We start from the raw sequence: 26933 nt of genomic DNA on the forward strand, positions 1-26933 counted from the left end.
GTCAACTCATGTATCACTGACCCACCCTCATCGGGAGCAAGCCCCCTCCCACATTTGGATCTCCATCCAGCAGGTAGGCCTCAGCCTGCTTTTGCTCTGCTTTTGCTCTGCTTTTGCTCTGCTTTTGCTCTGCTTTTGCTCGGGCTTTTGCTCTGCTTTTGATCTTGATCCTGGGCACACCGAGCCTAAGCGAGGTGCCGAGTGTTGGGGCAAGAGCCCTTTTGGTTACTTTTGGGGCTCTTTTCCAAAAGTGACCCGCCGTAAGGGCGGAACCCTAAGCCGCCGTTACCTAAATAACGGATATGTACCCAACCCACCCCCCCCCAAAAAAATACCCCACCAAAACCATCAACATTTCTTGATCGCCATCAAGCAGTTTCCACCCCCCACCTCCCTATCATCCCCTGGCCAAGCAATGAGGAAGCGACCATGTCAGAGACCTTCACCAAGGGCATGGCCAGGAATATCTACTTCGGAGGAAGCGTGTTCTTCTTCCTGATTTTCCTGGCCCTGACCTACCACACCGAACAAACCTTTCCCGCCCGCAGCAACGTCGACCAACTCACCGAATCTGTCGTTCGCGGCAAAGGCGTCTGGGAGCGCAACAACTGCGTCGGCTGCCACACCTTGCTGGGCGAGGGCGCTTATTTCGCGCCGGAACTGGGCAATGTGTTCAAGCGCCGGGGCGGCGAAGAAGGGTTCAAGCCGTTCCTGCATGCCTGGATGAAGATGCAGCCCCTGGGTGTACCGGGGCGGCGGGCCATGCCGCAATTCAATCTCAGTGACCAGGAGGTGGACGATATGGCCGAGTTCCTCAAATGGAGCTCGAAGATCAATACCAATAACTGGCCACCGAACAAGGAGGGCTGAGCCATGCGCAGTGCCAATCCATACTTGAAATTCCAATCCCAGGCCGTGGCCAAACCCTACTTTGTGTTCGCCCTGATCCTGTTTCTCGGTCAGGTGCTGTTCGGTTTGATCATGGGCCTGCAATACGTCATCGGCGACTTTCTGTTCCCGTTGATCCCCTTCAACGTGGCACGGATGGTTCACACCAACCTGCTGATCGTGTGGCTGCTGTTCGGCTTTATGGGCGCGGCCTACTACCTGATACCCGAGGAGGCCGAACGCGAGCTGCACAGCCCGAAACTGGCGATCATTCTGTTCTGGGTGTTCGCCGCCGCCGGGGTGTTGACCATCCTCGGCTATCTGCTGGTGCCCTATGCGGCGCTGGCCAAGTTGACCCACAACGAACTGCTGCCGACCATGGGGCGCGAGTTCCTGGAGCAACCGACCATTACCAAAATGGGCATCGTCGTGGTGTGCCTGGGCTTTCTGTACAACATCGGCATGACCCTGCTCAAGGGCCGCAAGACCACCGTCAGCATGGTGATGATGACCGGGCTGATAGGCCTCGCGGTGTTCTTCCTGTTCTCCTTCTACAACCCCGGCAACCTGGCGCGGGACAAGTTCTACTGGTGGTGGGTGGTGCATCTGTGGGTCGAAGGCGTGTGGGAACTGATCATGGGCTCGATGCTGGCTTTCGTGCTGATCAAGGTCACCGGCGTCGACCGCGAAGTGGTGGAGAAATGGCTGTACGTGATCATCGCCATGGCCTTGATCACTGGGATCATCGGCACCGGTCACCACTTCTTCTGGATCGGTGCGCCCGAGGTGTGGCTGTGGGTCGGTTCGATCTTCTCGGCCCTGGAGCCGCTGCCGTTCCTGGCGATGGTGATGTTCGCCTTCACCATGGTGAAGCAACGTCGGCGCCAGCACCCCAACCGCGCGGCCACGTTGTGGGCGAAGGGCACCACGGTCACGGCGTTCTTCGGCGCGGGCGTATGGGGTTTCCTGCACACCCTGGCACCGGTCAACTTCTACACCCACGGCACCCAACTCACCGCCGCCCACGGGCACCTGGCGTTCTTCGGTGCCTACGCAATGATCGTGATGACACTGATCAGCTACGCCATGCCACGCCTGCGCGGTATCGGTGAAGCGCCGGACGCGCGTTCGCAAACCCTCGAAATCTGGGGCTTCTGGATGATGGTGCTGTCGATGGTGATGATCACGCTGTTCCTCACCGCCGCCGGGGCCGTGCAAGTCTGGCTGCAACGCTGGCAGGTGGACGGGGTGGCCTTGCCGTTCATGGCCACGGTGGAGCATTTGCAGGGGCTGTTCTGGGCACGGTTGGTCAGTGGGGTGGTGTTCCTGCTTGGGCTGGTCTGCTACCTGTGCAGCTTCCGGCAACGCGCCCGGATGGCTGGAGCACCGGTGCCGATCGTCTACTGAAGGTAACGCGGTCCAATCTCATCGGGGCCCATAAGTGTCTAGACAATTTTTCTCAGCGGCCTTTGGGCCGACCGGAGTTGGGTCTGGTGTACTCGGTAAATGTGGGAGGGGCTTGCCCCCGATGAGGGAGTGTCAGTCACTTATTTTTTAACTGACCCGGCGCTATCGGGGGCAAGTCGAATCGTCGCACCGCCCCTCCCACATTTGGATCTCCATATATCAGATGGACCTCGGTCTGCTTTTGCTCTGGCTTTTGATCTTGATCCTGGGCGCCCCGTCAAACACGCTGGCCGAACGCAGGCTTGAATCCGTGGGTAACCCGGCAGGACGCCGGGTTAGCCACGGATTCAAGCCTGCGTTCGGGCACACCGAGCCTAGGCGAGGTGCCGAGTGTTGGGGCAAGAGCCCTTTTGGTTACTTTTGGGGCTCTTTTCCAAAAGTGACCCGCTGTAAGAGCGGAACCCTAAGTGGCCGTTACCGCAGCAACGGATATGCACTCGGTCCAATCCAAAAAAATGGTCGGCCCAGAGGCCGCCATCGGGAGCAAGTCGAATCGTCGCACCGTCCCTCCCACATTTGGACTGCAGTGTGCCTGTCAAATATCAAACAGTTGGAGCCCATCCCATGGCCTTTACCCTTGAATTGGAAGAGTGGGTCGGCAGTGCCTGGCACCGCTTTATCACCCGCCGCGCCAGTGTCGATTTTCCGCACGCGCGGGTCGATCTGGTCGACCGCCAGCGCAGCCTGGCCATGTTGTTCCGCGCCTTGGGTGGTGCCAGCGGGATCGCCCTCGAAGCCGCCAGCGAACGCGACCTGCTGCTGCGCCGCAACCTGTTGATGCGCATCGCCGGCACCTGCAAGCACGCACCCCTGGCCTCCTGCGATGGCAATCGTCTGCGCCTGCCGTCGAGCCTGGCGGTGTACCCCACCGTCGCGTTGAATCTGGAGTTGTACCGCTGGCTGGCGCTGTTGGCCGCCCATGCAGGCCCCATGACCCATTGGGCGCGGGACAACCAACGCTGGACCTGGCTGCTGTTGCAACGCTACCCGGCGCTGCTGTCCAGCTACCAGCGCCTGGTGGACGCCCATATCACGCTGCGCCCCGACCCCGCCAGCCTGAGCCCCGCTGAAGCCGCCCTGGAAAAAGCCCTGCGCAAGGCCCTGCGCGAGCCCGGCAGCGTGCGCCATTTACCCCGCAGCGAACGCGCCGCCTGGCCGTTGCCCTTATGGCTTTACCCGCCATTGCACCTGGACACGCCCCAGGCCGTCGACCTTGAAGACGACGCCGACGACCTCGCCACCCCGTCCGGCGAGCAGCATGGCGGGCCCAAGCGTGCCAGCCGTGTGGATGACCACAGTCGCGATGGCGGCCTGCTGGTGGTGCGCCTGGAAAACCTGTTCAGCTGGACCGAGCACGTCGACCTCGATCGCTGGGCCGACGACAGTGAGGACCCGGACGCCGCCCGCGTCGCCGAAGACCTCGACCAGTTGAGCCTGTCGCGCCAGCGCGTGCGCAAGAGCGGCGGCTTGAAGCTGCACCTGGACCTGCCGCCCGCCGACGTCGATGACATCCCCCTCGGCGAGGGCATCAAGCTGCCCGAGTGGGACTACCGCCAACAATGCCTGCAACCTGGTTTCGTCAATCTGCAACTGATGCAGCCACGTGCCGATGCACCGCAACCGTTACCGGCCCGATTACTCGGCCCGGCCCAGCGCCTGCGCCGTCAATTCCAGCAACTGCGCACCGACCGCCAATGGCTGCGCCAGCAACCTCAAGGCGCGGAACTGGACCTGCAAGCCTGGGTGGATTTCCACGTGCAACGCCAACACGGCGCCTGCACCGAACGCGGCTTGTACCAGGAAAAGCGTCACACACGACGAGACCTGGCGTGCCTGCTGCTGGCGGACCTGTCGATGTCCACCGACGCGCATTTGAACGACGAGCAAAAGGTCATCGACGTGATCCGCGACAGCCTGTTGCTGTTTGGTGAAAGCCTGGCCGGGTTGGGAGATGCGTTTGCGCTGTATGGCTTCTCGTCCCTGCGCCGCCATCAGGTGCGCCTGCAACAGCTCAAGACGTTCGAGCAAGCCTATGACGACCGCACGCGTGGCTGTATCCAGGCGCTCAAACCGGGTTACTACACGCGCATGGGCGCCGCTATTCGCCAAGCCACCCACCTGCTGGGGGCGTGCAAACAGCGGCGCAAGTTGTTGTTGCTACTGACTGATGGCAAACCCAATGACCTGGATCTGTATGAGGGCCGCTACGGGGTTGAAGACACCCGTCAGGCAGTGGTCGAGGCGCGGCGCCAGGGCCTGATTCCGTTCTGCATCACCATCGACAAACAGGCCGGGGACTACTTGCCCTACATGTTCGGTGCTCATGGCTACACCCTGATCCGTCAACCGGAGCAGTTGCCGCTGCGGTTGCCCCAGCTGTACCGGCAACTGACCGAGGGTCAGTAGAAGTCGCGCGGCAACCAGAAGAACATCGCGATGCAAAACAGCGTCAGGCTCAGGCAGAACCACTGGAAACGCCGCAAGCGAAGGGCCTGTACGCCGGCGTCCGAGGCGGGCAGGGCCATGCCGCAATCCGTGCACTGCTCATGCTTGTCGGCATTGCGCTGTTGGCAGTACAGGCAGGTTTTCACTCGAATTGCTCCAGGCGCAGCCGGTCCAGAATGGCGATCTGGCGTCCGTCCTGGGTGATGATTTTTTCATCGATCAGGCGCCGGATAATCCGCGAGAAGGTCTCCGGCTGGATCGACAGGTGCCCGGCAATCAACTGCTTGGCCATGGGCAGTTCGAACGTGGCGTCGGTGCTGTGCAGGCGCATCAGTTGGGTCAGCAGGTAGCGCACCACGCGGTGGGTGGCGTTTTTCAGTGACAGGGTTTCGATCTCGTTGACCCGCTGGTGCAAGCGCACACATAACTTGCCGAGCAGGGCGAAGGTCAGGCGGCTGTTGCTGTGCAGCAGGCGCATGTAGGTGGCGTTGGACAAACGGTACAACTGGGTGGGGCACACCGCTTCGGCGCAGGCCACGTAGTTGGGAGTGTCCATCAGCATCATGGCTTCGGCGAAGGTCTGGCGCTCGCCGATCACTTCGAAGACCTTCTCCTGGCCGTCGGGGGTCAAGCGGTAGATCTTCACCGCACCGGCAATCACGAAGTAAAACGCATCGGCCGGTTCGCCCTGGCGGAACAGCGGCTCGCCCTTGTCGATACTCAGCAACTGGCTGTTGCCCATCAGCTCGTTGAGTTCTTCGTCGTTCAGCGGTTCGAACAGGTGATGGCTGCGCAGGATCTGGTGGTGCACGCGATGCAGCACCATGCCCGGTTCCTTGAACAGCAGTGGTGCGTTCACACCAGCACCAGCGAAAGCCCGCTGGCGGCGGCCAGCATGGAGCCGAGAATCACAAACCAGGCGAGGGGGACATAGGCGTTTTTCATCATGGCTCCGGGGTGCGGTGTGGATATAGGCGCGAGGGTAATCCCTTGCCCCCGATAGCGACTTGATCTACGACAAGGGCAACGCACGCCCATCGGCGCAAGATTGCCGCAGTCCTGAAGGGAGACCGTGTTATGCAAGTGCTCGATCGGCGCAAGGCAATGTCGATTACCCCGTTGTTTCGCCTGGCCTTCCGGCCATTCTTCCTCGGCGCCTGTGTATTGGCGGCGCTGGCAATCCCCTTGTGGCTGCTGGCCCTGGGCGGGCACCTCGGCACCTGGCAACCCGCCGGCGGCTGGCTGGCCTGGCATCGGCATGAACTGCTGTTCGGCTTTGGCCTGGCGATCATCGCCGGCTTCCTGCTCACGGCAGTGCAGACCTGGACCGGCCGCCCAGGCATCAGCGGCAATGCCCTGGCGCTGCTTGCCGGTGTGTGGCTGGCCGCGCGCCTGGGGTGGCTGTTCAACCTGCACTGGCCGCTGCTGGCGGTGCTGGAACTGACCTTCCCCCTGGCCGTGGCCGGCGTGATGGGCTGGACCCTGTGGCAGGTACGCCAGAAGCGCAACTACCCGATCGTGCTGGTGCTGGCGCTGCTGACCGTGGCCGATGCGCTGTCGCTGTATGGCTTGCTGCGCAATGACCCAGGCCTGCAACGCCAGGCGGTGCTCACCGGCCTGTGGCTGGTGGCGGCGATGATGGGCTTGATCGGCGGGCGGGTGATTCCGTTTTTCACCCAGCGCGGTCTGGACCGGGTCGAGGCGGTCAAACCCTGGCCATGGCTGGACCGGGCGTTGCTCGGGGCTTCGCTGCTGGTCGCCGTGCTGTATGCCGCCGGGCCTGCGCTGGCCGCCAACCCAGGGATCGGCCTGCTGTTCGCCGCCCTTGGACTGGGGCACTTATTGCGCCTGGTGCGCTGGCATGATCGCGGGCTGTGGCGGGTGCCGTTGCTCTGGTCGTTGCACCTGGCGTACGCCTGGCTCGCTGTGGCCTGCCTGGGCATGGCGCTGTGGCACTTCGGCGCGCCCCTCAATCCCAGCCTGGCCGTGCATGCATTGACCATCGGCGCCATGGCCGGGCTGATCCTGGCGATGATCGCCCGCGTCAGCCTGGGCCATACCGGCCGCCCGTTGCAGCCGCCCGCAGGGATGACCCTGGCCTTTGGGCTGCTGAACCTGGCGTGTGTGTGCCGGGTGGTGCTGGTACTGCTGTTGCCGATGGCTGCGTTGTGGCTGGCGGGTGTGTGCTGGACCGTCGGGCTCGGCCTGTACCTGTGGCGGTATGGCCCGATGCTGTGGCAGGCACGGGTCGATGGGCATCCAGGCTAGGAGGACGTCATGCTTTATTCCACCTTGTTGATCGTGCATCTGCTGGCGGCGATTGCGTTTATCGGCACGCTGTTTTTCGAAGTGGTGATTTGGCACAGCGCCCGTGAGGAATTGGCCTGGTCGGCGCAGTTCACGTCCGACCACGCCATCGCGCGGCGTTCGCGCCAGGTACTGCACGGCGTGGTGGTGTTGCTGTACGGCGCGGGCATTGGCCTGGCCTGGCACTATCGCGGGCTGTTGGTGGTGCCCTGGGCCAGCCATTTCGCGGCGCTGCTGAGCCTGAAAATCCTGCTGGCCCTGAGCATCATCGGCCATTACCTGTGGCTGGCGTACCTGCTGAGTCACCAGCGCTTGAGCCCGCGGCGTGCGACGTGGATTCGTCGCAGCATCCTGGTGCACATGGTGGTGATCGTGATCGTGGCCAAGCTGATGTTGCGCTGATCAGGCAGGCGGATTGAGCGCCCTGGTAAACAACACGTTGTTCTCCAGGCGGATGTGGTCGCGCAGGTGTTGCTGCGGTAATGGAGCGAGATCCAGCGCAGGCTGATAGGTATCTGATGTATAGAGATCAAATGTGGGAGGGGCGGTGCGACGATTCGACTTGCTCCCGATGGCGGCCTGTGGGCCGACCAGGATTTGGGATCAGACCGAGTACATATCCGTTGCTGCGGTAACGGCCACTTAGGGTTCCGCTCTTACAGCGGGTCACTTTTGGAAGAGCGCCAAAAGTAACCAAAAACGCTTCGCCCCAACACTCGGCACCTCGCTTAGGCTCGGTGTGCCCTCACTCCGGCTTTGGAGCGTGGGCCGCCGCGATGGGCCATCCTTGGCCCAGCGCGGCTAACCCGGCGTCCTGCCGGGTTACCCACGCTCCAAAGCCTGCGTTCGGCCAGCGTGTTTGACGGGGCGCCTGAGATCAAGATCAAAAGCCAGAGCAACAGCAACAGCAACAGCAACAGCAACGCGATCCGTTGTGTAGCCCCCACACCTCAAGCAATCACATGCGGCGTCATGCCACGGGCGAATGTTGATCGTGGTCAAGGGATAACGGCGCGGTAGTTCCCACACTGTGGCGAACTTTCTGGAGGATCGCGTCATGCCCCTGTCTCTTGCGCAATTGCGCCGCAACTACACCCTTTATGGCCTGCGTGATGACTTGGTGCAGGACGATCCCTTGGTGCTGTTCGGCCAGTGGCTGGATCAGGCGCGTAAAACCGAGGTGCCTCCGGCGGAGGCCAATAGCATGGCGCTGGCCACCGTGGACAGCCAGGGCCATGCGCATTGCCGCATCCTGCTGCTCAAGGGTTTCAGTGCCGAGGGCTTTTTCTTTTTCGGGCATTACCAGAGTGCCAAGGGTGAGGAGTTGGCGAGCAATCCCCATGCGGCCATGACGTTTTTCTGGCCGGGGCTGGAGCGTCAGGTGCGTATCGAAGGCCCGGTGGTGCGGGCGGAGGCGCAGCTGTCGGACGATTATTTCGATGCGCGCCCGGCTGCCAGTCAATTGGGTGCCTGGGCCTCGCCGCAAAGCCAGCCCCTTAGCCATCGCAGCGAGTTGGAAAGCCGCCTGCGTGACGTCACCGAGCGTTTCGCCGGGCAGCAACCGCCGCGGCCCGAGCATTGGGGCGGCTACCGCCTGCAACCGCAGCGCATCGAGTTCTGGCAGGGCCGGCCCGACCGTCTGCATGACCGTCTCGACTACCGCCTGCATGCCGGCACGTGGCAGCGCACGCGCCTGGCCCCCTGAACGAGATACCTCCTTGGAGGAATAGGCCCTGCGCCCGTTGCGGCGCAGGCTGACGGCAACTTTCTTCACGCCTGGAGCCTTGATCATGGCCCATTTGAAACAACGCACTTTCGTGCCCCTGAACATCGCCGTGCTGACCATCAGTGACACCCGTACCCTCGACACCGACACCTCCGGCCAGACCCTGGTGGACCGCCTCGAAAGTGCCGGGCATGTGCTCATCGACCGTGGCCTGGTGATCGACGACATCTACCAGATTCGTGCGCAAGTCTCGCTGTGGATCGCCGACCCTGAGGTGCAAGTGGTGCTGATGACCGGCGGCACTGGTTTCACTGCCCGCGACAACACGCCCCAGGCGGTGCTGCCGTTGCTGGACAAACATGTCGAAGGCTTCGGTGAGCTGTTCCGCCAGGTGTCCCTGGCCGAGATCGGCACCTCCACCTTGCAGTCCCGCGCGTTGGCCGGCATCAGCAATGGCGTGCTGGTGTGCTGCATGCCGGGCTCGCCGGGCGCGTGTCGCACCGGCTGGGACCAGATCCTGGCGGGGCAGTTGGACAGCCGCACCGGCCCGTGCAATTTCGTGCCGCACCTCAAGCCCCAGCCCGAGCAGATCCTGCAAGCCTGCGAGTCGCGTTCATGAGTGCCTCGGTGTGTGACAGCGGCCACCTGATGCCAGTGGACGAGGCCATCGCCACGCTGCTGGCCCAGGCGCCGCCACCGCCGAGCACCCAGGTGATTGGCCTGGAGCAGGCGCTGGGGCGAGTGGTCGCTGAAGAGTTGTTCTCACCTCTGGATTTGCCCGGTTTCGACAACAGCGCCATGGACGGCTACGCCCTGCGCGCCGAGGACGTGCCGGCCGAAGGCGGCTACCTGATGCTCGCCGGGCGCATTGCGGCGGGGCAGCACAGCAAGGTGAGCGTGCAGGCCGGGCAGGCCGTGCGCATCTTTACCGGTGCGCCGCTACCGCCTGGTGCTGACACGGTGGTGCCCCAGGAGCGTTGCCGCCTGTACGGCCAGCGCATCTGGTGCCCGCCGGTACGTCTCGGCGAGCATGTGCGCAAGCAGGGTGAAGAGCTGCAGCGCGGGCAGACCCTGATTGCCGTCGGCAAGCGCCTGCGCGCCCAGGACATCGGTTTGCTGGCCTCGGCCGGCATCCCTCGGTTGAAAGTCTATCGCCCGCTGCGGGTGTGCCTGCTCAGCAGCGGCAACGAGCTGCGTGATCCGGGCGAGGCGCTGGTGCCGGGGCAGATCTACAACAGCAACCGCTATGCCCTGGCCGCGTTGTTGCGAGGCTGGGGTGTGGACGTGCACGACTACGGCGTGATGGCGGATGAACTCGCCGCCAGCCGTGATGCGCTGGCCCTGGCCTCATCCGAGTGCGACCTGTTGCTGACCTCTGCGGGTGTGTCGGTGGGGGAGGAGGACCATCTCAAACAGGCCATCGAAGAACTTGGCCGCGTGGACTTCTGGCGGCTGGCGATTCAGCCCGGCAAGCCCCTGGCGTTTGGCGAAGTGGCGGGCAAACCGTGGCTGGGCCTGCCCGGTAACCCGTCGGCGGCGCTGATCACCGCGTTGGTGGTGGTGCGTCCGTTCCTGCTGCGTGCCCAAGGTGTGGAGCGGGTGCTGCCGGTGCCGATCCAGGTGCCGGCCGCGTTTGAATGGCTCAAGCCCAATAAGCGCCGCCAGTACCTGCGCGCACGCCTGAGCCCCGGCGAGGACGGGCAACTGCGCGCCGTGCTGCACCCCCAGCAAAGCTCGGCGATGCTGACCGCCGCCTGTTGGGCCGATGGCCTGGTGATCGTCGAGCGTGAGCATCAGGTGCTCAAGGATGAACCGGTGCCGTTTGTGTCTTTCGCTGAATTTCTCTGAGGAGCCCCCATGCAACTGGTCTGCCCGGCAGGCAACCTGCCTGCGCTCAAAGCCGCCGTGCGCCAAGGCGCCGATGCGGTGTATGTCGGTTTTCGCGATGACACCAATGCCCGGCATTTCGCCGGGTTGAACATGGACGACAAACAGTTCGACGGTGCCGTCGCCTTTATTCGCCAGCACCAGCGCAAGCTGTACGTGGCGGTCAATACTTACCCGCAACCGAAGATCTGGGCACGCTGGCAACGCGCCGTCGACCGCGCGGCGGACCACGGCGTGGACGCCCTGATCGCCGCCGACCCCGGCGTGCTCGACTACGCCAGCCGCCAGCATCCGCACATGGCCTTGCACCTGTCGGTACAGGGCTCGGCCACCCACGCGGCGGCGCTGAAGTTCTATGCCGAACGCTACGGCATTCGCCGCGCGGTATTGCCCCGTGTGCTGTCCCTGGCCCAGGTCAAACAGGTGGCGGCGAGCAGCCCGGTGCCCATCGAAGTGTTCGGTTTTGGCAGCCTGTGCATCATGGCCGAGGGGCGTTGCCACCTGTCCTCCTACATCACCGGCGAGTCGCCCAACCTGTGCGGCGTGTGCTCGCCGGCCAAGGCGGTGCGCTGGAGCGAAGATGCCGAGGGCTTGAGCGCGCGCCTGAGCGACGTGCTGATCGACCGCTACACGCCCGACGAACCCGCCGGCTACCCGACCCTGTGCAAGGGCCGCTTCCTGGTCGGCGGCAAGCGCTTCCATGCCCTCGAAGAACCCACCAGCCTCGACACCCTCGACCTGGTGCCGGAGCTCAGCGCCATCGGTGTCGAAGCGGTCAAGATTGAAGGCCGGCAACGCAGCCCGGCGTATGTGGAACAAGTCACCCGGGTCTGGCGCGCCGCGCTCGACGCCCACCGCAGCGCGCCGGCCAGCTTTGTGGTCAAGGACCAATGGCGCCAGGTGCTGGCCGGGTTATCCGAAGGCAGCCAGACCACACTCGGCGCCTACCATCGTGCATGGCAGTGAGGAGACACAGATGAAACTCAGCCTGGGACCGGTGCTGTTTTATTGGGATAAGGAACACCTGGGGCGCTTCTACTCGGACATGGCCGGCTTGCCTCTGGACGTGATTTACCTGGGCGAAACCGTGTGCGCCAAACGCCGCGCGTTCTCCCTGGATCATTGGTTGGGTCTGGGCCGGGAGCTGCAAACCTACAGCTCGGCGCAGATCGTGTTGTCGAGCCTGACCCTGATCGAAGCCGCCTCTGAACTCTCGAGCCTGCGCCGCCTGTGTGACAACGGCGAGTTGCTGGTGGAGGCCAATGACATGGGCGCGGTGCAGATGCTGATCGAGCGCAAACTGCCCTTTGTCGGCGGCCCGGCGCTCAACCTCTACAACGGTCACGCGCTGGTGCAACTGCTCGACGCGGGCATGCAACGCTGGGTGCCGCCGGTGGAATGCTCCCAGGGCCTGATCGCCGATGTGCTGGAACAGGTGCGCGAATTGGGCCGGCCATTGCCCGAGGTGGAAATCTTCGCCTACGGCCATTTGCCCCTGGCCTACTCGGCGCGTTGCTTCACCGCCCGTGCAGAGAACCGCCCCAAGGACGACTGCCAGTTCTGCTGCATCAACTACCCCGACGGCATGGCGCTGACCAGCCAGGAAGGCCAAGCGTTGTTCACCTTGAATGGCATTCAGACCATGTCGGCTGACGTTACCAACCTGCTGGCCGATTACCCCGGCCTGGTGTCCTGTGGTGCGAACCTGTTGCGCCTGAGCCCCCGGGCCGAAGGCATGGTCGAGGTGGTGCGCGCCTTCGACCACGTGCGCCAGGGCGCCACGCCGCCGCTGTATGTCGATGGCTGCAACGGCTACTGGCACGGCCAGGCGGGCATGTTGCGGGTTGAGGAGGTGGGGCTGTGTTGAGTCGTAAACAATGGCTGCTCAAGGGTGCCGACCAGTTGTTGCCATTGATCCGCCGCGTGCCGTTTGGCGTGCAGCGCCTGGCCTTGCAGCAAGCCCTCAACCGCTGCCTGGCCGAGCCCCTGCGCGACGGTGGGTTTGACCTGCTGCGTGGGCGTTGGATGTGTTTGCGTATTCCTGACCTGGGGTTGTGCTGGTACCTGACCTTGGCGCGGGACGGGTTGCGGATTGAGCAAAAGGCCGAGGCGCAGGTGAGCATCAGTGGTAATTGGCGGGAGTTTCTGTTGCTCGCCAGTCGGCAGGAAGATCCGGATACGTTGTTCTTTCGACGCCGGTTGGTGATTGAGGGGGATACGGAGTTGGGGTTGGGATTGAAGAATTTGATCGACAGTTTGGACCCGGATGTGTTGCCGCCTTGGTTGTGGCGGAACTTGGAGCGGGCGGGGCGGGGGGTGGTGGTTTGATCGGTTTGTTTGGGCCGGACTCGGTCAAAACTGTGGGAGGGGGCTTGCCCCCGATGCGGGAGTGTCAGTCACTTATTTGCTAACTGACCCGACGCCATCGGGGGCACTGAATCAACCAGCCTGGTAACCCATCAACTGTTCTTCGCACACGATCCGAATGGTGCGCCGCTGCACCTCGATCAACCCGCCTTCCACCAGCCGGTGCAGGATCCTTGAAAAGGTCTCCGGCTGGATCCCCAGCTTCGACGCCACCAGGCGCTTGGGCACTTGCAGCACCACCTCGCCACTCAGCGCATCGCGCTCCTGGAACAGGAAGTTGATCACCCGGCGGCTGGCGTTGGCCAGGGTCAGGGTGTCGATGTCCTTGAGGCGTTGGTGCAGGTGGATGCTCATGCTGGCGAGGATTGCCAGGCAAATTTTCGGCTGGTCTTCCAGGGCCCGGCGGTAGTGCTGGCCTTCGATGCTGACCAGCACGCTGTCTTTGAGCGCGGTGGCGCTCACCGGATAGGCCTTGGCCTGGGTGAACAGCAACGCTTCGGCAAAGGTCTGGCCGGGCTGGATGACTTCCACCAGGTGTTCCTGGCCTTCACCCGTGACCCGATGCAACTTGATCTGGCCGCTGACCAGCAGGAAAAAACGCTCAGCCGCGTCGCCCTGGTGCATCAACGGCGCATGGCCGGGCAGGCGCTTGAGATTGGCCAGGGTGCAGACGTCCTGGAAGGTTTTTTCCGGGAGCTGGCTGAACAGGTGATGGCGACGCAGGGTCAGGACGATGTGGGGATGGGTGAGCATGTTTGGGCCTCCGCAATGGGGTAGCGTAGGGGGCTTGGTGCGGGGTTGATATGCCTCTGTGGGGGTACCTCTTGCGGGGTTTGTGTGAAAAATGTGAGAGGGGGCTTGCCCCCGATGGCGGCCTTTGGGTCGACCATTTTTTTGGATTGGACCGAGTGCGTATCCGTTGCTGCGGTAACGGCTGCTTAGGGTTCCGCTCTTACAGCTGGTCACTTTTGGAAGAGCGCCAAAAGTAACCAAACACGCCCCAACACTCGGCACCTCGCTTAGGCTCGGTGTGCCCACGCTCCAAAACCTGCGTTCGGCCAGCGTGTTTGACGGGGCGATTTGAGATCAAAAGCCAAAGCGCGGCGGCCTTAGAGCCGACCGGAGTTGGGTCTGGTGCACTCGGTGAAAATTGTGGGAGGGGGCTTGCCCCCGATGAGGGAGTGTCAGTTGGTGGATTTGGTACTGAGCCACCGCAATCGGGGGCAAGCCCCCTCCCACATTTGGATCTCCATATATCAGATGGACCTCGGTCTGCTTTTGCTCTGCTTTCTGCTCTGCTTTCTGCTCTGCTTTTGCTCTGGCTTTTGATCTTGATCCTGGGCGCCCCGTCAAACACGCTGGCCGAACGCAGGCTTGAATCCGTGGGTAACCCGGCAGGACGCCGGGTTAGCCGTCCTGGGCCATGGATGGCCCATGACGGCGGCCCACGGATTCAAGCCTTCGTTCGGGCACACCGAGCCTAGGCGAGGTGCCGAGTGTTGGGGCAAGAGCCCTTTTGGTTACTTTTGGGGCTCTTTTCCAAAAGTGACCCGCCGTAAGGGCGGAACCCTAAGCCGCCGTTACCTAAATAACGGATATGTACTCAATCCCCCCAAAAACCTCACCCCGCCTGCCGCAAATGCTCCATCGCCCAAACCGCCGCCTCCACCCGCGACCGCAACCCCAGCTTATGCAGCAAATTCTTCACATGCACCTTCACCGTCCCCTCGGTAATCCCCAACTTATGCCCGATCACCTTGTTGCTGTACCCGCTGGCAATCGTCCTCAGCACCTGCCGTTCCCGCTCGGTCAACTCCACCGCCGCATGCGGTTGTGGCGAGCGCAGCGCCTGGGCCAGCACCCGCGTCAACCCGGGGCTGATCACCAGCGCGCCATGCAACGCATCACGGATGTACGTCACTACCAGTTCCGGCTCCATGTCCTTGAGCAGATAGCCATTGGCATCCAGCCGCAACGCATCACGAATATCGTCTTCAGCGTCGGACACGGTAAACAGCAACACCTTGCCGCCATAGTTCATGGCCCGCAGGCGGCGCAGGGTTTCGAGGCCGTTCATGTGCGGCATGTTGTTGTCCAGCAGCACCAGGTCCGGTTGCAGCGCGTCGATCTGGTCCAGGGCTTCCTGGCCGTTGCCGGCTTCGCCGACCACGTGCAGGTCGTCTTCCAGTTCAAGCATCTGGCGCATGCCGTGGCGCATCATCGGGTGGTCGTCGACCAGCAGGATACGGTGGCGAGTGGCTGTGTTCATGCGTGGGTGCCTTGTAGGGGTTGCCCGAGAAATTCCGGGTGAAAGCGCAGTTGCACCCGCGTGCCTTGAGGCTCGCGGGGGCTGATGTCGAGGTGGCCGTGCAGGCTGCGGGCGCGCTCGTCCATGATGGTCAGGCCGTGGTGTTCACGTCTGTCGACCTCTTCGCAAAAGCCACGGCCGTCGTCTTCGATGCTCAGGCTCACGGTCTCGCCCTCTTGGCGCAGTTGCAGCCAGGCGTTTTGCGCATGGGCATGGCGCAGGCAGTTGGACAGCGCCTCGCGGGTGATTTGCAACATGTGGATCTGTTCACTGGCCGACAGCTGGAAGGCCAGGGCGTCCACATGCAGGTGCACCTGGAATTCGCCACGCCGCGAGAATTCCTCGGCGGTGTCCTGCAGTTCGTGCACCAGCCCGGCATCGTGGATTTGCAGGCGGAACGTGGTGAGCAATTCGCGCAGTTGGCGGTAGGCGTTGTTCAGCCCCTCGCGCAGTTCGGCCGTGACGGTGGCCAGGGTTTCCACCGGTTCGCCACGGCGGATCAGGGTTTGCATGCGGCTGACTTGCAGCTTCATGTACGACAGCGCCTGGGCCAGGGAGTCGTGCAGTTCGCGGGCGATGATGGTGCGTTCGTCGAGCAGCAGCAGGCGGTGGTCCTGTTCACGCTGGCGCTTGAGCGACAGCGAGGTGCCGATCAGGTTGGCCAGGGCCTGGATCAGTTGTTTTTCCCAATCCTGGGGGGGATGGCCATCGTCGAAGTGGGCCTTGAGTTCGCCCAGTTCCGAGCCCTGGTTGCTGATGCTGAACACCTGCGGGAGCGCCACTTTGTGTTTCTGGCACGTCGCGCAATCACCGATGGCGCAGACGTTGCGGCTATCCCCACCATGCAGCGAGAGCATCTGCTGGGCCGGCGCGAGGAAGTGCCCTTGCAGGCACAGCGACAGGCGCAGCCCCGGCAGGCGTTTCTGGAAGCGCCGGATCAATTCATCCAGGCCCTCGGCATTCGCCAGGCGCGTGGCCAGGCTGCGGCTGCTCTGGTAGAGCAGTTCGAGGGCGGCGTTGGCTTGTTGCAGGTTGAGGGTTTTCTGCCGCACCTGGCTTTCCAGGGTGCTGTGGGATTGTTCAATGGTCTCGGCCATGGCGTTGAAGCTCAGGGCCAGTTGCCCCAACTCGTCTTCGGAGCGGTGGTTGACCCGGGTCTTGAAGTCGCCTTCACGAAAGCGCCGGGTCGCGTGCACCAGTTCTTCCAGGGGGTTGACCACGCCGTACTGCAATTCATACAGGCCGATCAGCAGGATGATCAGCGTGCTGAACAGTGCCAGCCCCTGGATACCCTGCTGCCAGCCTTGTTTCTGTTCGCTCTGTTGCTGCAACAGGCTGACGAACTGGTTGAGTTGATCGACAAAACCCGGCGCGCAGGCCTGGAACAGCACCGCGTCGCCGCGAGCCAGGGCCGGGTGCAGGTCATCGTTCCAGCGCTGCTGGATTTGTTGGTAGCTCTGGAGCAGGGCACTGCGCGGGCCGTCTTCGAGCACCGCCTTGAGCGATTGGCTGTCGAGGCGCCCTTGCAGGCTCTGGATGATGGTGTCGATCTCGTCGGCGGGGGCTCCGGCGGCGAGTTTCCAGCTGAGGTGGTAGGTCTCCATGCGCACCGAACCGGCGGTGTTGATGGCGGCCGCGTCGCCCTGGCTGAACCAGGCGATCAAGCCGGCGCTCAAGGAACTGGCGAGGGCGAGGATGGCGATCAGGATCACCGCCAGCCCGGCGCGAGCGGGCAGGGAGCTGCGCAGCCAGTTAAACATGGTGGCGTGAGTGAAGGGGGTTGGAAGCCTGCATGGCGGCACCTGCAAAGGGAAAAGGGCTGAAAAACCGCAATCCCTGGCGCACTACCTCTAAAGAATTGCCGGCCAACCCTCCCACGGGAAAATACCGGCACAAGAGACCAATCCATTGATAAATAAAGACTTTCTCTTGTTATTGGGACTACCTCCTTAGAGGTATGTGGGGCCAGCATAGCCCCATACCCCCCAGGCGGACGTTGATCTGGGTCAAGTTCCACGGGGGTGCCGCCCCTAACCTGCGCCCATGAAATCACTTTCTGGAGCGCATACCGTGACTCAACCCCGTATGAGACAGGGCCTGGTGCTGGGCATGAGCACCCTGGCCTTCACCGTCTGCTTTATGGTGTGGATGATGTTCGCCGTGTTGGGCGTACCCATCAAAGAGCTGTTGCAACTCAACGAAACCCAGTTCGGCCTGTTGGCCGCCACGCCGGTGTTGACCGGTTCCCTGGTGCGCTTGCCCCTGGGCCTGCTGACTGACCGCTTCGGCGGGCGCATCGTGTTCTTCCTGTTGATGCTCGCCTGTGTGCTGCCGCTGTACCTGATCACCTACGCCACTGCTTATTGGCAGTTCCTGGTGCTGGGCCTGTTCGTCGGCCTGGCCGGCGGTTCGTTTTCGGTGGGCATCGCCTACGTCGCCAAGTGGTTCGACAAAGAGAACCAGGGCTTTGCCATGGGCGTGTTCGGCGCCGGCAACGCGGGCGCCGCTGTCACCAAGTTTCTGGCCCCGGCGCTGATCGCCCTCGGCACATGGCACCTGGTGCCCAAGGTGTTCGGCGCGATCCTGTTTATCACCGCGCTGCTGTTCTGGTTCCTTACCAGCGAGAACAAGGCGCACCGCAGTGCCGGCGGCGCCACCCTGCGCCAGCAGTTGCTGTGCCTGAAAGACCCGGCCGTGTGGCGCTACTGCCAGTACTACTCGATTGTGTTCGGCGGCTATGTGGCCCTGGCGCTGTGGATGACCAAGTACTACGTGCAGGAATACGGCTTCAGCCTGCAAAGCGCCGCGTTGCTGGCCGCGTGTTTCTCCCTGCCGGGCGGCGTGCTGCGTGCGGTGGGCGGCTGGATGTCCGACCGCTGGGGCGCCCAGAGCGTGACCTGGTGGGTGCTGTGGGTGAGCTGGATCTGCCTGTTCCTGCTCAGCTACCCGCAGACCCAATTGCAGGTGCAGACCGTCAACGGTCCCCTGGATTTCCACATCGGCCTCAACGCCACCCTGTTCACCGTGCTGCTGTTCGTGATGGGCATCGCCTTCGCGTTTGGCAAGGCCTCGGTGTTCAAGTACATCGCCAATGACTACCCACAGAACATGGGCGCGGTGTCCGGCATCGTCGGCCTGGCCGGTGGCCTGGGCGGCTTTGTGCTGCCGATCCTGTTTGGCGCCCTGGTGGACCTCACCGGCGTGCGCTCGTCCTGCTTCATGTTGATGTACGGCGTGGTCTGGGTGTCCCTGACCTGGATGTACTTCGGCGAAATGCGCAAGCAACCGCTGTTGGGCAAAACCGCCCAACCTCTCCAAGGAGAATGAACATGTCCATCGCGCAAAAGCCCGGCTCGGGGCCGGTGATCCACGACTGGCGCCCTGAAGACCCTGCGTTCTGGGGCGCCAGCGGCAAGAAGACCGCGACCCGCAACCTGTGGATCTCGATCCCTGCGCTGTTGCTGGCCTTCGCCGTGTGGATGGTGTGGAGCACGGTGATCGTGCGCCTGAACGCCATCGGCTTTACGTTCACCACCGACCAGCTGTTCTGGCTGGCAGCGTTGCCGGGCTTGTCCGGTGCCACCTTGCGGGTGTTCTACTCGTTCATGGTGCCGATCTTCGGCGGCCGCCGCTGGACCGCCCTGAGCACCGCGTCGCTGCTGCTGCCGTCGCTGTGGATGGGCTTTGCGGTGCAAGACCCCAACACCCCCTACAGCGTGTTTGTACTGATCGCGCTGCTGTGCGGTTTCGGCGGCGGCAACTTCGCCTCGAGCATGTCCAACATCAGCTTCTTCTACCCCAAGTCGCAGCAAGGCACGGCCCTGGGCCTGAACGCCGGCCTCGGCAACCTGGGGGTGTCGGTGATGCAGTTCTGTGTGCCGCTGGTGATCACGTTCGGCGTGTTCGGCCTGGTGGGCGGTCAACCGCAAACCTTGCCGGATGGCAGTCAACTGTGGCTGCAGAACGCCGGTTTTATCTGGGTGCCGTTTATCCTCACCGTCACCGTGGCGGCCTGGTTCGGCATGAATGACCTGTCCAGCGCCCGTGCTTCATTCAGCGAGCAGGCGGTGATCTTCAAGCGCAAGCACAACTGGCTGATGTGCTGGTTGTACCTGGCGACCTTCGGCTCATTCATCGGCTTTTCGGCGGCGTTCCCGCTGCTGATCAAGACCTCGTTCCCCGACGTGGTGGCACTGAAATTCGCCTTCCTCGGCCCACTGGTCGGTGCCCTGGTGCGCCCACTCGGCGGCTGGCTGGCGGACAAAATGGGCGGCGCGCGGGTGACCTTGTGGAACTTCGTGCTGATGATCGTGATGGTGTTCGGCGTGCTGCACTTTTTGCCGGTGAACGGGCAGGGCGGCAGCTTCTACGGTTTCCTCGGCATGTTCATGCTGCTGTTCATCACCACCGGCGTCGGCAACGGCTCCACCTTCCGCATGATCCCGGTGATCTTCCGCACCCAGCACGAGAAGGCCAGTGCCCGTAAATCCGCCGCCGAGCGCGAGCAGGCGATCAAGGATGCCGGCAAGGAGTCCGCCGCCGTGCTGGGCTTCAGTTCGGCTATGGGCGCCTTCGGTGCGTTCTTCATTCCCAAGTCCTTCGGCACGTCCATGGCCGCCACCGGCAGCCCGGCGATGGCCTTCTACATGTTTGTCGGTTTCTACCTGAGCTGCATCGTCGTGACCTGGTGGTGGTACGCCCGCAAAGGCTGCGCCACACCCTGCTGATCGACCACGAATTCGCGGGGCAACGCACCCCACGGCACGCCTGATGAGGAAAGCATCATGAGTCACTTATTGGATCAACTGCGGTTCTTCAACCGCAAGCAAAACGAATTCTCCGACGGTCACGGTGAGACCCGCAAGGAGTCCCGCGACTGGGAAAACGTCTACCGCTCGCGCTGGCAGTACGACAAGATCGTGCGCTCCACCCACGGCGTGAACTGCACCGGCTCGTGCTCGTGGAAGATCTACGTGAAGAACGGCCTGATCACCTGGGAAACCCAGCAGACCGACTACCCGCGCACCCGCAACGACTTGCCCAACCATGAGCCGCGCGGCTGCCCACGGGGTGCCAGCTACAGCTGGTACATCTACAGCGCCAACCGCCTCAAGTACCCGAAGATCCGCAAGCCGCTGCTCAAACTGTGGCGTGACGCGCGCCAGACTCTGTCGCCGGTCGAGGCGTGGGCGAGCATCGTCGAGGACAAGGTCAAGGCCGACTCCTACAAGAGCAAACGCGGCATGGGCGGTTTCATTCGCTCGAACTGGGAGGAGGTCAACGAGATCATCGCCGCCTCCAACGTCTACACCATCAAGCAATACGGCCCGGACCGCATCGTCGGCTTCTCGCCGATCCCGGCCATGTCCATGGTCAGCTACGCGGCGGGTTCGCGTTACCTGTCGCTGATCGGCGGCGTGTGCCTGAGCTTCTACGATTGGTACTGCGACCTGCCACCGGCCTCGCCGATGGTGTGGGGCGAGCAGACCGACGTGCCGGAATCGGCCGACTGGTACAACTCCAACTACATCATCGCCTGGGGTTCCAACGTTCCGCAGACCCGTACCCCGGATGCGCACTTCTTCACCGAGGTGCGCTACAAGGGCACCAAGACCGTGGCCATCACCCCGGACTATTCGGAAGTGGCCAAGCTCACCGACCTGTGGCTCAACCCCAAGCAGGGTACTGACGCCGCGTTGGCCCAGGCCTTCAACCATGTGATCTTCAAGGAATTTCACCTGGATAAACCGAGCGCCTACTTCACCGACTACGCCAAGCGCTTTACCGATTTGCCGGTGCTGGTGATGCTCAAGCCGATGACCGGGTTCGCGCCCGGCGCCGGCTTCCAGCCTGACCGCTTCCTGCGTGCCTCGGACCTCACCGGCAACCTCGGCCAGGACAACAACCCGGAATGGAAAACCATCGCCCTCGACGAGAGCGGTGAACTGGTGTCGCCACAAGGGTCCATCGGCTACCGCTGGGGCGAGAAGGGCAAGTGGAACATCCTCGCGAAGGAGGGCGGCGAAGGCCGCGCCATCGACCTGAAACTCAGCCTGATCGGTGACGACGTCGCCGAAGTGGCCTTCCCGTATTTTGCCGGCGAAGCCCACGAGCACTTCCAGCACGTGGCCGGCGATGCCGTGCAGTTCCGCCGCGTGCCGGTGCACAGCGTGACCCTGGCCGACGGCAGCGTGGCCAAAGTGGCGACGGTGTTCGACTTGTCCGCCGCCAACCTGGCCATCGACCGTGGCCTGGGCGGCCAGAACGTGGCCAAGGACTACGACGACGCCAGCGTACCGGGCACCCCGGCGTGGCAGGAAGCGATCACCGGCGTCAGCCGCGAGAAAGCCATCCAGATCGCCCGTGAGTTCGCCGACAACGCCGACAAGACCAAGGGCCGCTCGATGATCATCGTCGGCGCGGCGATGAACCACTGGTACCACATGGACATGAACTACCGCGGGCTGATCAATATGCTCATGCTCTGCGGTTGCGTCGGCCAGACCGGCGGCGGCTGGGCCCACTACGTCGGCCAGGAAAAACTGCGCCCGCAATGCGGCTGGCTGCCCCTGGCCTTCGGCCTCGACTGGAACCGCCCGCCACGCCAGATGAACGGCACCAGCTTCTTCTACGGCCACAGCTCGCAATGGCGCCACGAGAAAATGAGCATGCACGACGTGCTCTCGCCCCTGGCCGACAAGTCGCAATTCCCGGAACACGCCCTGGACTACAACATCCGCGCCGAACGCGCCGGCTGGTTGCCGAGTGCGCCACAGCTCAACACCAACCCGCTGCACATTTGCCGTGATGCGGCCGCCGCCGGCATGACGCCGAAAGACTACGTGGTCAAGTCCTGGCAGGACGGCAGCCTGCGTTTTGCCTGCGAACAGCCGGACAGCCCGGTGAACTTCCCGCGCAACATGTTTATCTGGCGCTCCAACCTGCTCGGTTCCTCGGGCAAGGGCCACGAGTACATGCTCAAGTACCTGTTGGGCACCAAGAACGGCGTGATGAACGAAGACATCGGCCACAGCACCGAATGCAAGCCCACCGAGGCCGAATGGGTCGAGGACGGCGCCATCGGCAAGCTTGACCTGGTGACCACCCTGGACTTCCGCATGTCCTCCACCTGCGTGTATTCCGACATCGTCTTGCCGACTGCCACCTGGTACGAAAAAGACGACATGAACACCTCGGACATGCACCCGTTCATTCACCCGTTGTCGGCGGCCATCGACCCGGCGTGGGAGTCGCGCTCCGACTGGGAAATCTACAAGGGCATCGCCAAGGCGTTCTCGGCCATGTCGGTCGGCCACCTGGGCGTGGAGCAAGACCTGGTCACCGTACCGTTGATGCACGACAGCGTCGGCGAACTGGCCCAGCCGTTTGGCGGCACCGACTGGAAAAGCGCCGGTGTGGCGCCGGTTCCGGGCAAGAACGCGCCGAACATGGCGGTGGTGGAACGGGACTACCCGAACATCTACAAGCAGTTCTCATCGCTGGGCCCGATGCTGGAAAAACTCGGCAACGGCGGCAAGGGCATCAACTGGAACACCGATGAAGAAGTCGAGTTCCTCGGCGAGCTGAACCATCACGAAAGCGATGCGGGTATCAGCCACGGCCGGCCGAAAATCGACACGGCCATCGACGCCGCCGAAGTGATCCTGTCCCTGGCTCCGGAAACCAACGGCAAGGTCGCCTTGAAAGCCTGGGCCGCGCTGTCGGAATTCACCGGCATCGACCACAGCCACCTGGCGATCTCCAAGGCCCACGAAGCGATTCGCTTCCGCGACATCCAGGCGCAGCCGCGCAAGATCATCTCCAGCCCGACCTGGTCAGGCCTGGAAGACGAGCATGTGAGCTACAACGCCGGCTACACCAACGTCCATGAAAACATCCCATGGCGCACCATCACCGGCCGCCAGCAGTTCTACCAGGATCACCCGTGGATGCAGGCGTTCGGCGAGCAGCTGATGAGCTACCGGCCACCGGTCAACACCCGCACCATCGAAGGCGTGAAGGGCAAGCGCAGCAATGGCGAGACCGAGATCGTGCTGAACTGGATCACCCCGCACCAGAAGTGGGGCATCCACAGCACCTACAGCGACAACCTGCTGATGCTCACCCTGAGCCGTGGCGGACCGATCGTGTGGCTCTCGGAAATCGACGCCAAGCGCGCTGGCATCGAAGACAACGACTGGATCGAATGCTTCAACGTCAACGGTGCATTGACCGCCCGTGCGGTGGTCAGCCAGCGCGTCAAGGAAGGCATGGTGATGATGTACCACGCCCAGGAACGCATCGTGAACGTGCCGGGTTCGGAAACCACCAAGACCCGCGGCGGCCACCACAACTCGGTGACCCGCGTGGTGCTCAAGCCGACCCACATGATCGGCGGCTATGCCCAGCAGGCCTACGGTTTCAACTACTACGGCACGGTCGGTTGCAATCGCGATGAGTTTGTCGTGGTGCGCAAGATGGCCAAGGTCGACTGGCTCGATGGCTCCAGCGGTGATGATTTGCCGCGCCCATTGCCGACTGACAACGAGGAGAACTGAGATGAAAATTCGCTCACAGATCGGCATGGTCCTCAACCTGGACAAATGCATCGGCTGCCACACCTGTTCCATCACCTGCAAAAACGTGTGGACCAGCCGTGAAGGCATGGAATACGCCTGGTTCAACAACGTCGAGTCCAAGCCCGGCATCGGCTACCCCAAGGAGTGGGAGAACCAGGACAAGTGGAAGGGCGGCTGGGTGCGCAACGCCAACGGCTCGATCAACCCACGCATCGGCGGCAAGTTCCGCGTGTTGGCGAACATCTTCGCCAACCCCGACCTGCCAAGCCTGGACGACTACTACGAGCCGTTCGACTTCGACTATCAGCACTTGCACACCGCGCCATTGGGCGAGCACCAGCCGACCGCACGCCCACGTTCGCTGGTGTCCGGCAAGCGCATGGAAAAGATCGAGTGGGGCCCGAACTGGGAGGAAATCCTCGGCACCGAATTCGCCAAGCGCCGCAAGGACAAGAACTTCGACCAGATCCAGGCCGACATTTATGGCGAGTACGAAAACACCTTCATGATGTACCTGCCGCGCCTGTGTGAGCACTGCCTCAACCCGGCGTGTGCGGCATCGTGCCCGAGCGGTGCGATCTACAAGCGTGAAGAAGACGGCATCGTGCTGATCGACCAGGAGAAGTGCCGGGGCTGGCGCATGTGCATCAGCGGCTGCCCGTACAAGAAAATCTACTTCAACTGGAAGAGCGGCAAGTCCGAGAAGTGCATCTTCTGCTACCCGCGTATCGAAGCCGGTATGCCGACCGTGTGCGCCGAAACCTGCGTGGGTCGGATTCGCTACCTCGGTGTGTTGCTGTACGACGCCGACCGCATCAGCGAAGTGGCAAGCACCGCCAACGAGCAGGACCTGTACGAGAAGCAACTGGAAATCTTCCTCGACCCGAATGACCCGGCGGTGATTCGCCAGGCCCTCGCCGATGGCGTGCCGCAGTCGGTGATCGACTCGGCCCAGCGTTCGCCGGTGTACAAAATGGCCGTCGACTGGAAGTTGGCGCTGCCGCTGCACCCGGAATACCGCACCTTGCCGATGGTCTGGTACGTGCCGCCGCTGTCACCGATCCAGAACGCCGCCGCTGCCGGCACCGTGGGCATGAACGGGGTGATCCCGGATGTGGACAGCCTGCGTATTCCGCTGCGTTACCTGGCGAATATGCTCACCGCCGGCGATGAAAAACCGGTCAAGCGTGCACTCAAGCGCCTGTTGGCAATGCGTGCCTACAAACGCTCCCAGCAAGTCGATGGCGTGCAGGACCTGCAAGTGCTCGAAGACGTCGGCCTGAGCGTTGAACAGGTGGAAGAGATGTACCGCTACCTGGCCATTGCCAATTACGAAGACCGCTTCGTGGTACCGAGCGCCCACCGTGAAGACGCCATGAGCGACGCGTTCGCCGAACGTTCCGGGTGTGGTTTCAGCTTCGGCAGCGGTTGCAGCGGCAGCTCCGACACCAACATGTTCGGCGCCAAGAAAGCCAACCGCCGTGACGTGCTGAAAACCGTCCAGATCTGGGAGGACTGAGCCATGCGCATTCTTAAAGTGATTTCGTTGCTGCTGGACTATCCCACTGAAACCTTGGTGAACGGCCGCGACGAACTGGAACAGGCGATTCTCGAATCGCGGGAAATCAGCCCCAAGCAGCGCGGTGCGTTGTTTGAGCTGCTGGAACTGATCTGTGCCAATGACCTGATGGACGGCCAGGAACACTACGGCGCGCTGTTTGGCCGGGGGCGTTCGCTGTCGCTGTTGTTGTTCGAACACGTGCACGGCGAGTCCCGCGACCGCGGCCAGGCCATGGTCGACATGATGGCCCAGTACGAAGAAGCCGGCTTCGCCATTGGCGTCAAGGAGCTGCCGGACTACATCCCGTTGTACCTGGAGTTCCTGTCCACCCGCGAAGACATCGAGGCCCGCGAGGGCCTGGCGGATGTGGCGCACCTGTTGGCCTTGCTCGCTGCGCGTCTGGACGAGCGTGAGAGCGGCTATGCCGGTTGCTTCCGTGCGCTGTTGCAGATTGCCGGCGCCGAGCCGCACCAGGCCGTGGCCGAACTGCGCGCCCAGGTCGCCGCCGAACCGCGCGACGACTCCCTCGAAGCCCTGGACAAAATCTGGGAAGAGGAAGCGGTGGACTTTATGCAGGCCGAGCAGCAGGACCGCTGCAGTTCAATGCCGAGCGCTCCGGGCAAGGCTCGCGAAGAAAGCGCGGTGCCGTTGCACTGGGTGGATTTTCAGCAAGAAGGCCGGGCCGCAGCGCCCGCCGGGGAGGTGGGTAATGTCTAAGTGGAATTTGCTGGTATTCGGGGTGTACCCCTATGTGGCCCTGGCGATCTGCCTGTTGGGCAGTTGGGCGCGGTTCGACCTGTCGCAGTACACCTGGAAGGCCGGTTCCAGCCAGATGCTCAACAACCGGGGCATGCGCGTGGCGAGCAACTTCTTCCACATCGGCGTGCTGTTCGTGCTGGCCGGGCATTTTGTCGGCCTGCTGACCCCGGCGTCGGTCTACCACCATGTGATCAGCACTGAGAACAAGCAGTTGCTGGCGATGGTCTCGGGTGGCTTCTTCGGCCTGCTGTGCCTGGTGGGCTTGCTGATGCTGGTCAAGCGCCGCCTGGGTGACCCGCGCGTGCGGGCTACCTCGAGCCCGTCGGACATCCTGATCCTGCTGGTGCTGCTGGCGCAGCTGGTGCTGGGCTTGCTGACCATCGTCGCGTCCACCGGGCATATGGACGGCTCGGTGATGGTGATGCTCGCCGACTGGGCGCAGAACGTGGTGCTGTTGCGGCCGGTGGAAGCGGCCGAGTCGATTGCGCCGGTGTCGCTGATCTACAAGGCCCACGTGGCGCTGGGCTTGACCCTGTTTGTGCTGTTCCCGTTTACCCGCTTGGTGCACATGGTCAGCGCGCCGATCTGGTACCTGGGGCGTCGTTATCAAATCGTGCGGCAGAAGTACTGAGGAGAACG

The 26933-nt window shown here is 62.9% G+C and carries 22 protein-coding genes; 17 read left to right on the top strand and 5 right to left on the bottom strand.

The window, feature by feature from the left end; genetic code table 11:
* The first annotated feature begins 429 nt into the window (after positions 1 to 429).
* The 3 genes from ACHPFG_RS12875 to ACHPFG_RS12885 all read left to right on the top strand — a co-directional run bounded on the left by ACHPFG_RS12875 (position 430) and on the right by ACHPFG_RS12885 (position 4761).
* Positions 430 to 870: a c-type cytochrome gene (locus tag ACHPFG_RS12875; protein ID WP_027607193.1), complete on the top strand. Its 441-nt coding sequence runs from the start codon at positions 430 to 432 to the stop codon at positions 868 to 870.
* A 3-nt stretch (positions 871 to 873) separates the two neighbouring features.
* The gene (locus ACHPFG_RS12880; protein WP_339453524.1) at positions 874 to 2295 is read left to right on the top strand and encodes a cbb3-type cytochrome c oxidase subunit I; all 1422 of its coding nucleotides are present in this window, start codon (positions 874 to 876) and stop codon (positions 2293 to 2295) included.
* A gap of 624 nt (positions 2296 to 2919) precedes the next feature.
* Positions 2920 to 4761 (top strand): nitric oxide reductase activation protein NorD, encoded by a 1842-nt coding sequence (locus tag ACHPFG_RS12885; protein WP_431702859.1) that lies wholly within the window; start codon positions 2920 to 2922, stop codon positions 4759 to 4761.
* On the opposite strand, the gene ACHPFG_RS12890 is transcribed toward ACHPFG_RS12885, so the two are convergent.
* Both ACHPFG_RS12890 and ACHPFG_RS12895 read right to left on the bottom strand, forming a co-directional pair.
* Positions 4755 to 4946, bottom strand: a complete 192-nt coding sequence (locus ACHPFG_RS12890; protein WP_090403099.1) for a protein DnrP — start codon at positions 4944 to 4946, stop codon at positions 4755 to 4757. The two genes, ACHPFG_RS12885 and ACHPFG_RS12890, sit on opposite strands and share 7 nt — an antisense overlap.
* The gene (locus tag ACHPFG_RS12895; protein ID WP_431703469.1) at positions 4943 to 5626 is read right to left on the bottom strand and encodes a Crp/Fnr family transcriptional regulator; all 684 of its coding nucleotides are present in this window, start codon (positions 5624 to 5626) and stop codon (positions 4943 to 4945) included. The genes ACHPFG_RS12890 and ACHPFG_RS12895 overlap by 4 nt, the downstream gene beginning before the upstream one ends.
* Positions 5627 to 5877: 251 nt before the next feature.
* Between ACHPFG_RS12895 and ACHPFG_RS12900 the strand changes: the two genes are divergently transcribed.
* The 8 genes from ACHPFG_RS12900 to ubiT all read left to right on the top strand — a co-directional run bounded on the left by ACHPFG_RS12900 (position 5878) and on the right by ubiT (position 13048).
* A complete protein-coding gene (locus tag ACHPFG_RS12900) occupies positions 5878 to 7068 on the top strand; it encodes an NnrS family protein (protein ID WP_431702861.1) in 1191 nt (396 codons plus the stop codon).
* Between the two features lie 9 nt (positions 7069 to 7077).
* Positions 7078 to 7509: a hypothetical protein gene (locus tag ACHPFG_RS12905; RefSeq protein ID WP_431702863.1), complete on the top strand. Its 432-nt coding sequence runs from the start codon at positions 7078 to 7080 to the stop codon at positions 7507 to 7509.
* A gap of 655 nt (positions 7510 to 8164) precedes the next feature.
* A complete protein-coding gene (gene pdxH / locus ACHPFG_RS12910) occupies positions 8165 to 8812 on the top strand; it encodes a pyridoxamine 5'-phosphate oxidase (RefSeq protein ID WP_131699953.1) in 648 nt (215 codons plus the stop codon).
* Between the two features lie 85 nt (positions 8813 to 8897).
* Entirely contained in the window at positions 8898 to 9452 is a 555-nt protein-coding gene (moaB, locus tag ACHPFG_RS12915) for a molybdenum cofactor biosynthesis protein B (RefSeq protein ID WP_339543406.1), read from the top strand.
* A complete protein-coding gene (locus tag ACHPFG_RS12920) occupies positions 9449 to 10681 on the top strand; it encodes a molybdopterin molybdotransferase MoeA (protein ID WP_339453482.1) in 1233 nt (410 codons plus the stop codon). Before moaB ends, ACHPFG_RS12920 begins: the two co-directional genes overlap by 4 nt.
* A gap of 9 nt (positions 10682 to 10690) precedes the next feature.
* Entirely contained in the window at positions 10691 to 11686 is a 996-nt protein-coding gene (ubiU, locus tag ACHPFG_RS12925; RefSeq protein WP_131699956.1) for a ubiquinone anaerobic biosynthesis protein UbiU, read from the top strand.
* 10 nt (positions 11687 to 11696) lie between these two features.
* A complete protein-coding gene (locus ACHPFG_RS12930) occupies positions 11697 to 12587 on the top strand; it encodes a U32 family peptidase (RefSeq protein ID WP_131699957.1) in 891 nt (296 codons plus the stop codon).
* Positions 12581 to 13048: a ubiquinone anaerobic biosynthesis accessory factor UbiT gene (gene ubiT / locus ACHPFG_RS12935; protein ID WP_431702866.1), complete on the top strand. Its 468-nt coding sequence runs from the start codon at positions 12581 to 12583 to the stop codon at positions 13046 to 13048. The genes ACHPFG_RS12930 and ubiT overlap by 7 nt, the downstream gene beginning before the upstream one ends.
* Positions 13049 to 13159: 111 nt before the next feature.
* Here the strand turns inward: ubiT and ACHPFG_RS12940 are convergent, their stop codons facing one another.
* From ACHPFG_RS12940 to ACHPFG_RS12950, 3 genes are all read right to left on the bottom strand, one after another.
* Entirely contained in the window at positions 13160 to 13840 is a 681-nt protein-coding gene (locus tag ACHPFG_RS12940) for a Crp/Fnr family transcriptional regulator (RefSeq protein WP_131699959.1), read from the bottom strand.
* 868 nt (positions 13841 to 14708) lie between these two features.
* Entirely contained in the window at positions 14709 to 15356 is a 648-nt protein-coding gene (narL, locus tag ACHPFG_RS12945) for a two-component system response regulator NarL (protein ID WP_145338841.1), read from the bottom strand.
* Entirely contained in the window at positions 15353 to 17155 is a 1803-nt protein-coding gene (locus ACHPFG_RS12950) for a HAMP domain-containing protein (RefSeq protein ID WP_431702869.1), read from the bottom strand. Before ACHPFG_RS12950 ends, narL begins: the two co-directional genes overlap by 4 nt.
* Before the next feature lie 325 nt (positions 17156 to 17480).
* Here ACHPFG_RS12950 and ACHPFG_RS12955 point away from each other — a divergent pair, with 325 nt between their 5' ends.
* From ACHPFG_RS12955 to narI, 6 genes are read left to right on the top strand one after another with little or no spacing between them, the layout of a single operon-like run.
* Positions 17481 to 18722, top strand: coding sequence for an MFS transporter (locus tag ACHPFG_RS12955; protein ID WP_205885947.1), 1242 nt, complete (start codon positions 17481 to 17483; stop codon positions 18720 to 18722).
* Positions 18723 to 18724: 2 nt separating this feature from the next.
* On the top strand, positions 18725 to 20122 hold the full coding sequence (locus ACHPFG_RS12960; RefSeq protein WP_431702871.1) for a NarK family nitrate/nitrite MFS transporter: 1398 nt from the start codon (positions 18725 to 18727) through the stop codon (positions 20120 to 20122).
* Positions 20123 to 20179: 57 nt separating this feature from the next.
* Positions 20180 to 23953, top strand: a complete 3774-nt coding sequence (locus ACHPFG_RS12965) for a nitrate reductase subunit alpha (protein ID WP_431702873.1) — start codon at positions 20180 to 20182, stop codon at positions 23951 to 23953.
* Position 23954: 1 nt separating this feature from the next.
* Entirely contained in the window at positions 23955 to 25493 is a 1539-nt protein-coding gene (gene narH, locus ACHPFG_RS12970; protein ID WP_027607174.1) for a nitrate reductase subunit beta, read from the top strand.
* Positions 25494 to 25496: 3 nt separating this feature from the next.
* Positions 25497 to 26252 (top strand): nitrate reductase molybdenum cofactor assembly chaperone, encoded by a 756-nt coding sequence (gene narJ, locus ACHPFG_RS12975; RefSeq protein ID WP_259245017.1) that lies wholly within the window; start codon positions 25497 to 25499, stop codon positions 26250 to 26252.
* Positions 26245 to 26925: a respiratory nitrate reductase subunit gamma gene (narI, locus tag ACHPFG_RS12980; protein ID WP_131699965.1), complete on the top strand. Its 681-nt coding sequence runs from the start codon at positions 26245 to 26247 to the stop codon at positions 26923 to 26925. The genes narJ and narI overlap by 8 nt, the downstream gene beginning before the upstream one ends.
* Positions 26926 to 26933: the final 8 nt, after the last annotated feature.

It is taken from the genome of Pseudomonas sp. BR20 (assembly GCF_050780135.1).
GTDB lineage: Bacteria > Pseudomonadota > Gammaproteobacteria > Pseudomonadales > Pseudomonadaceae > Aquipseudomonas.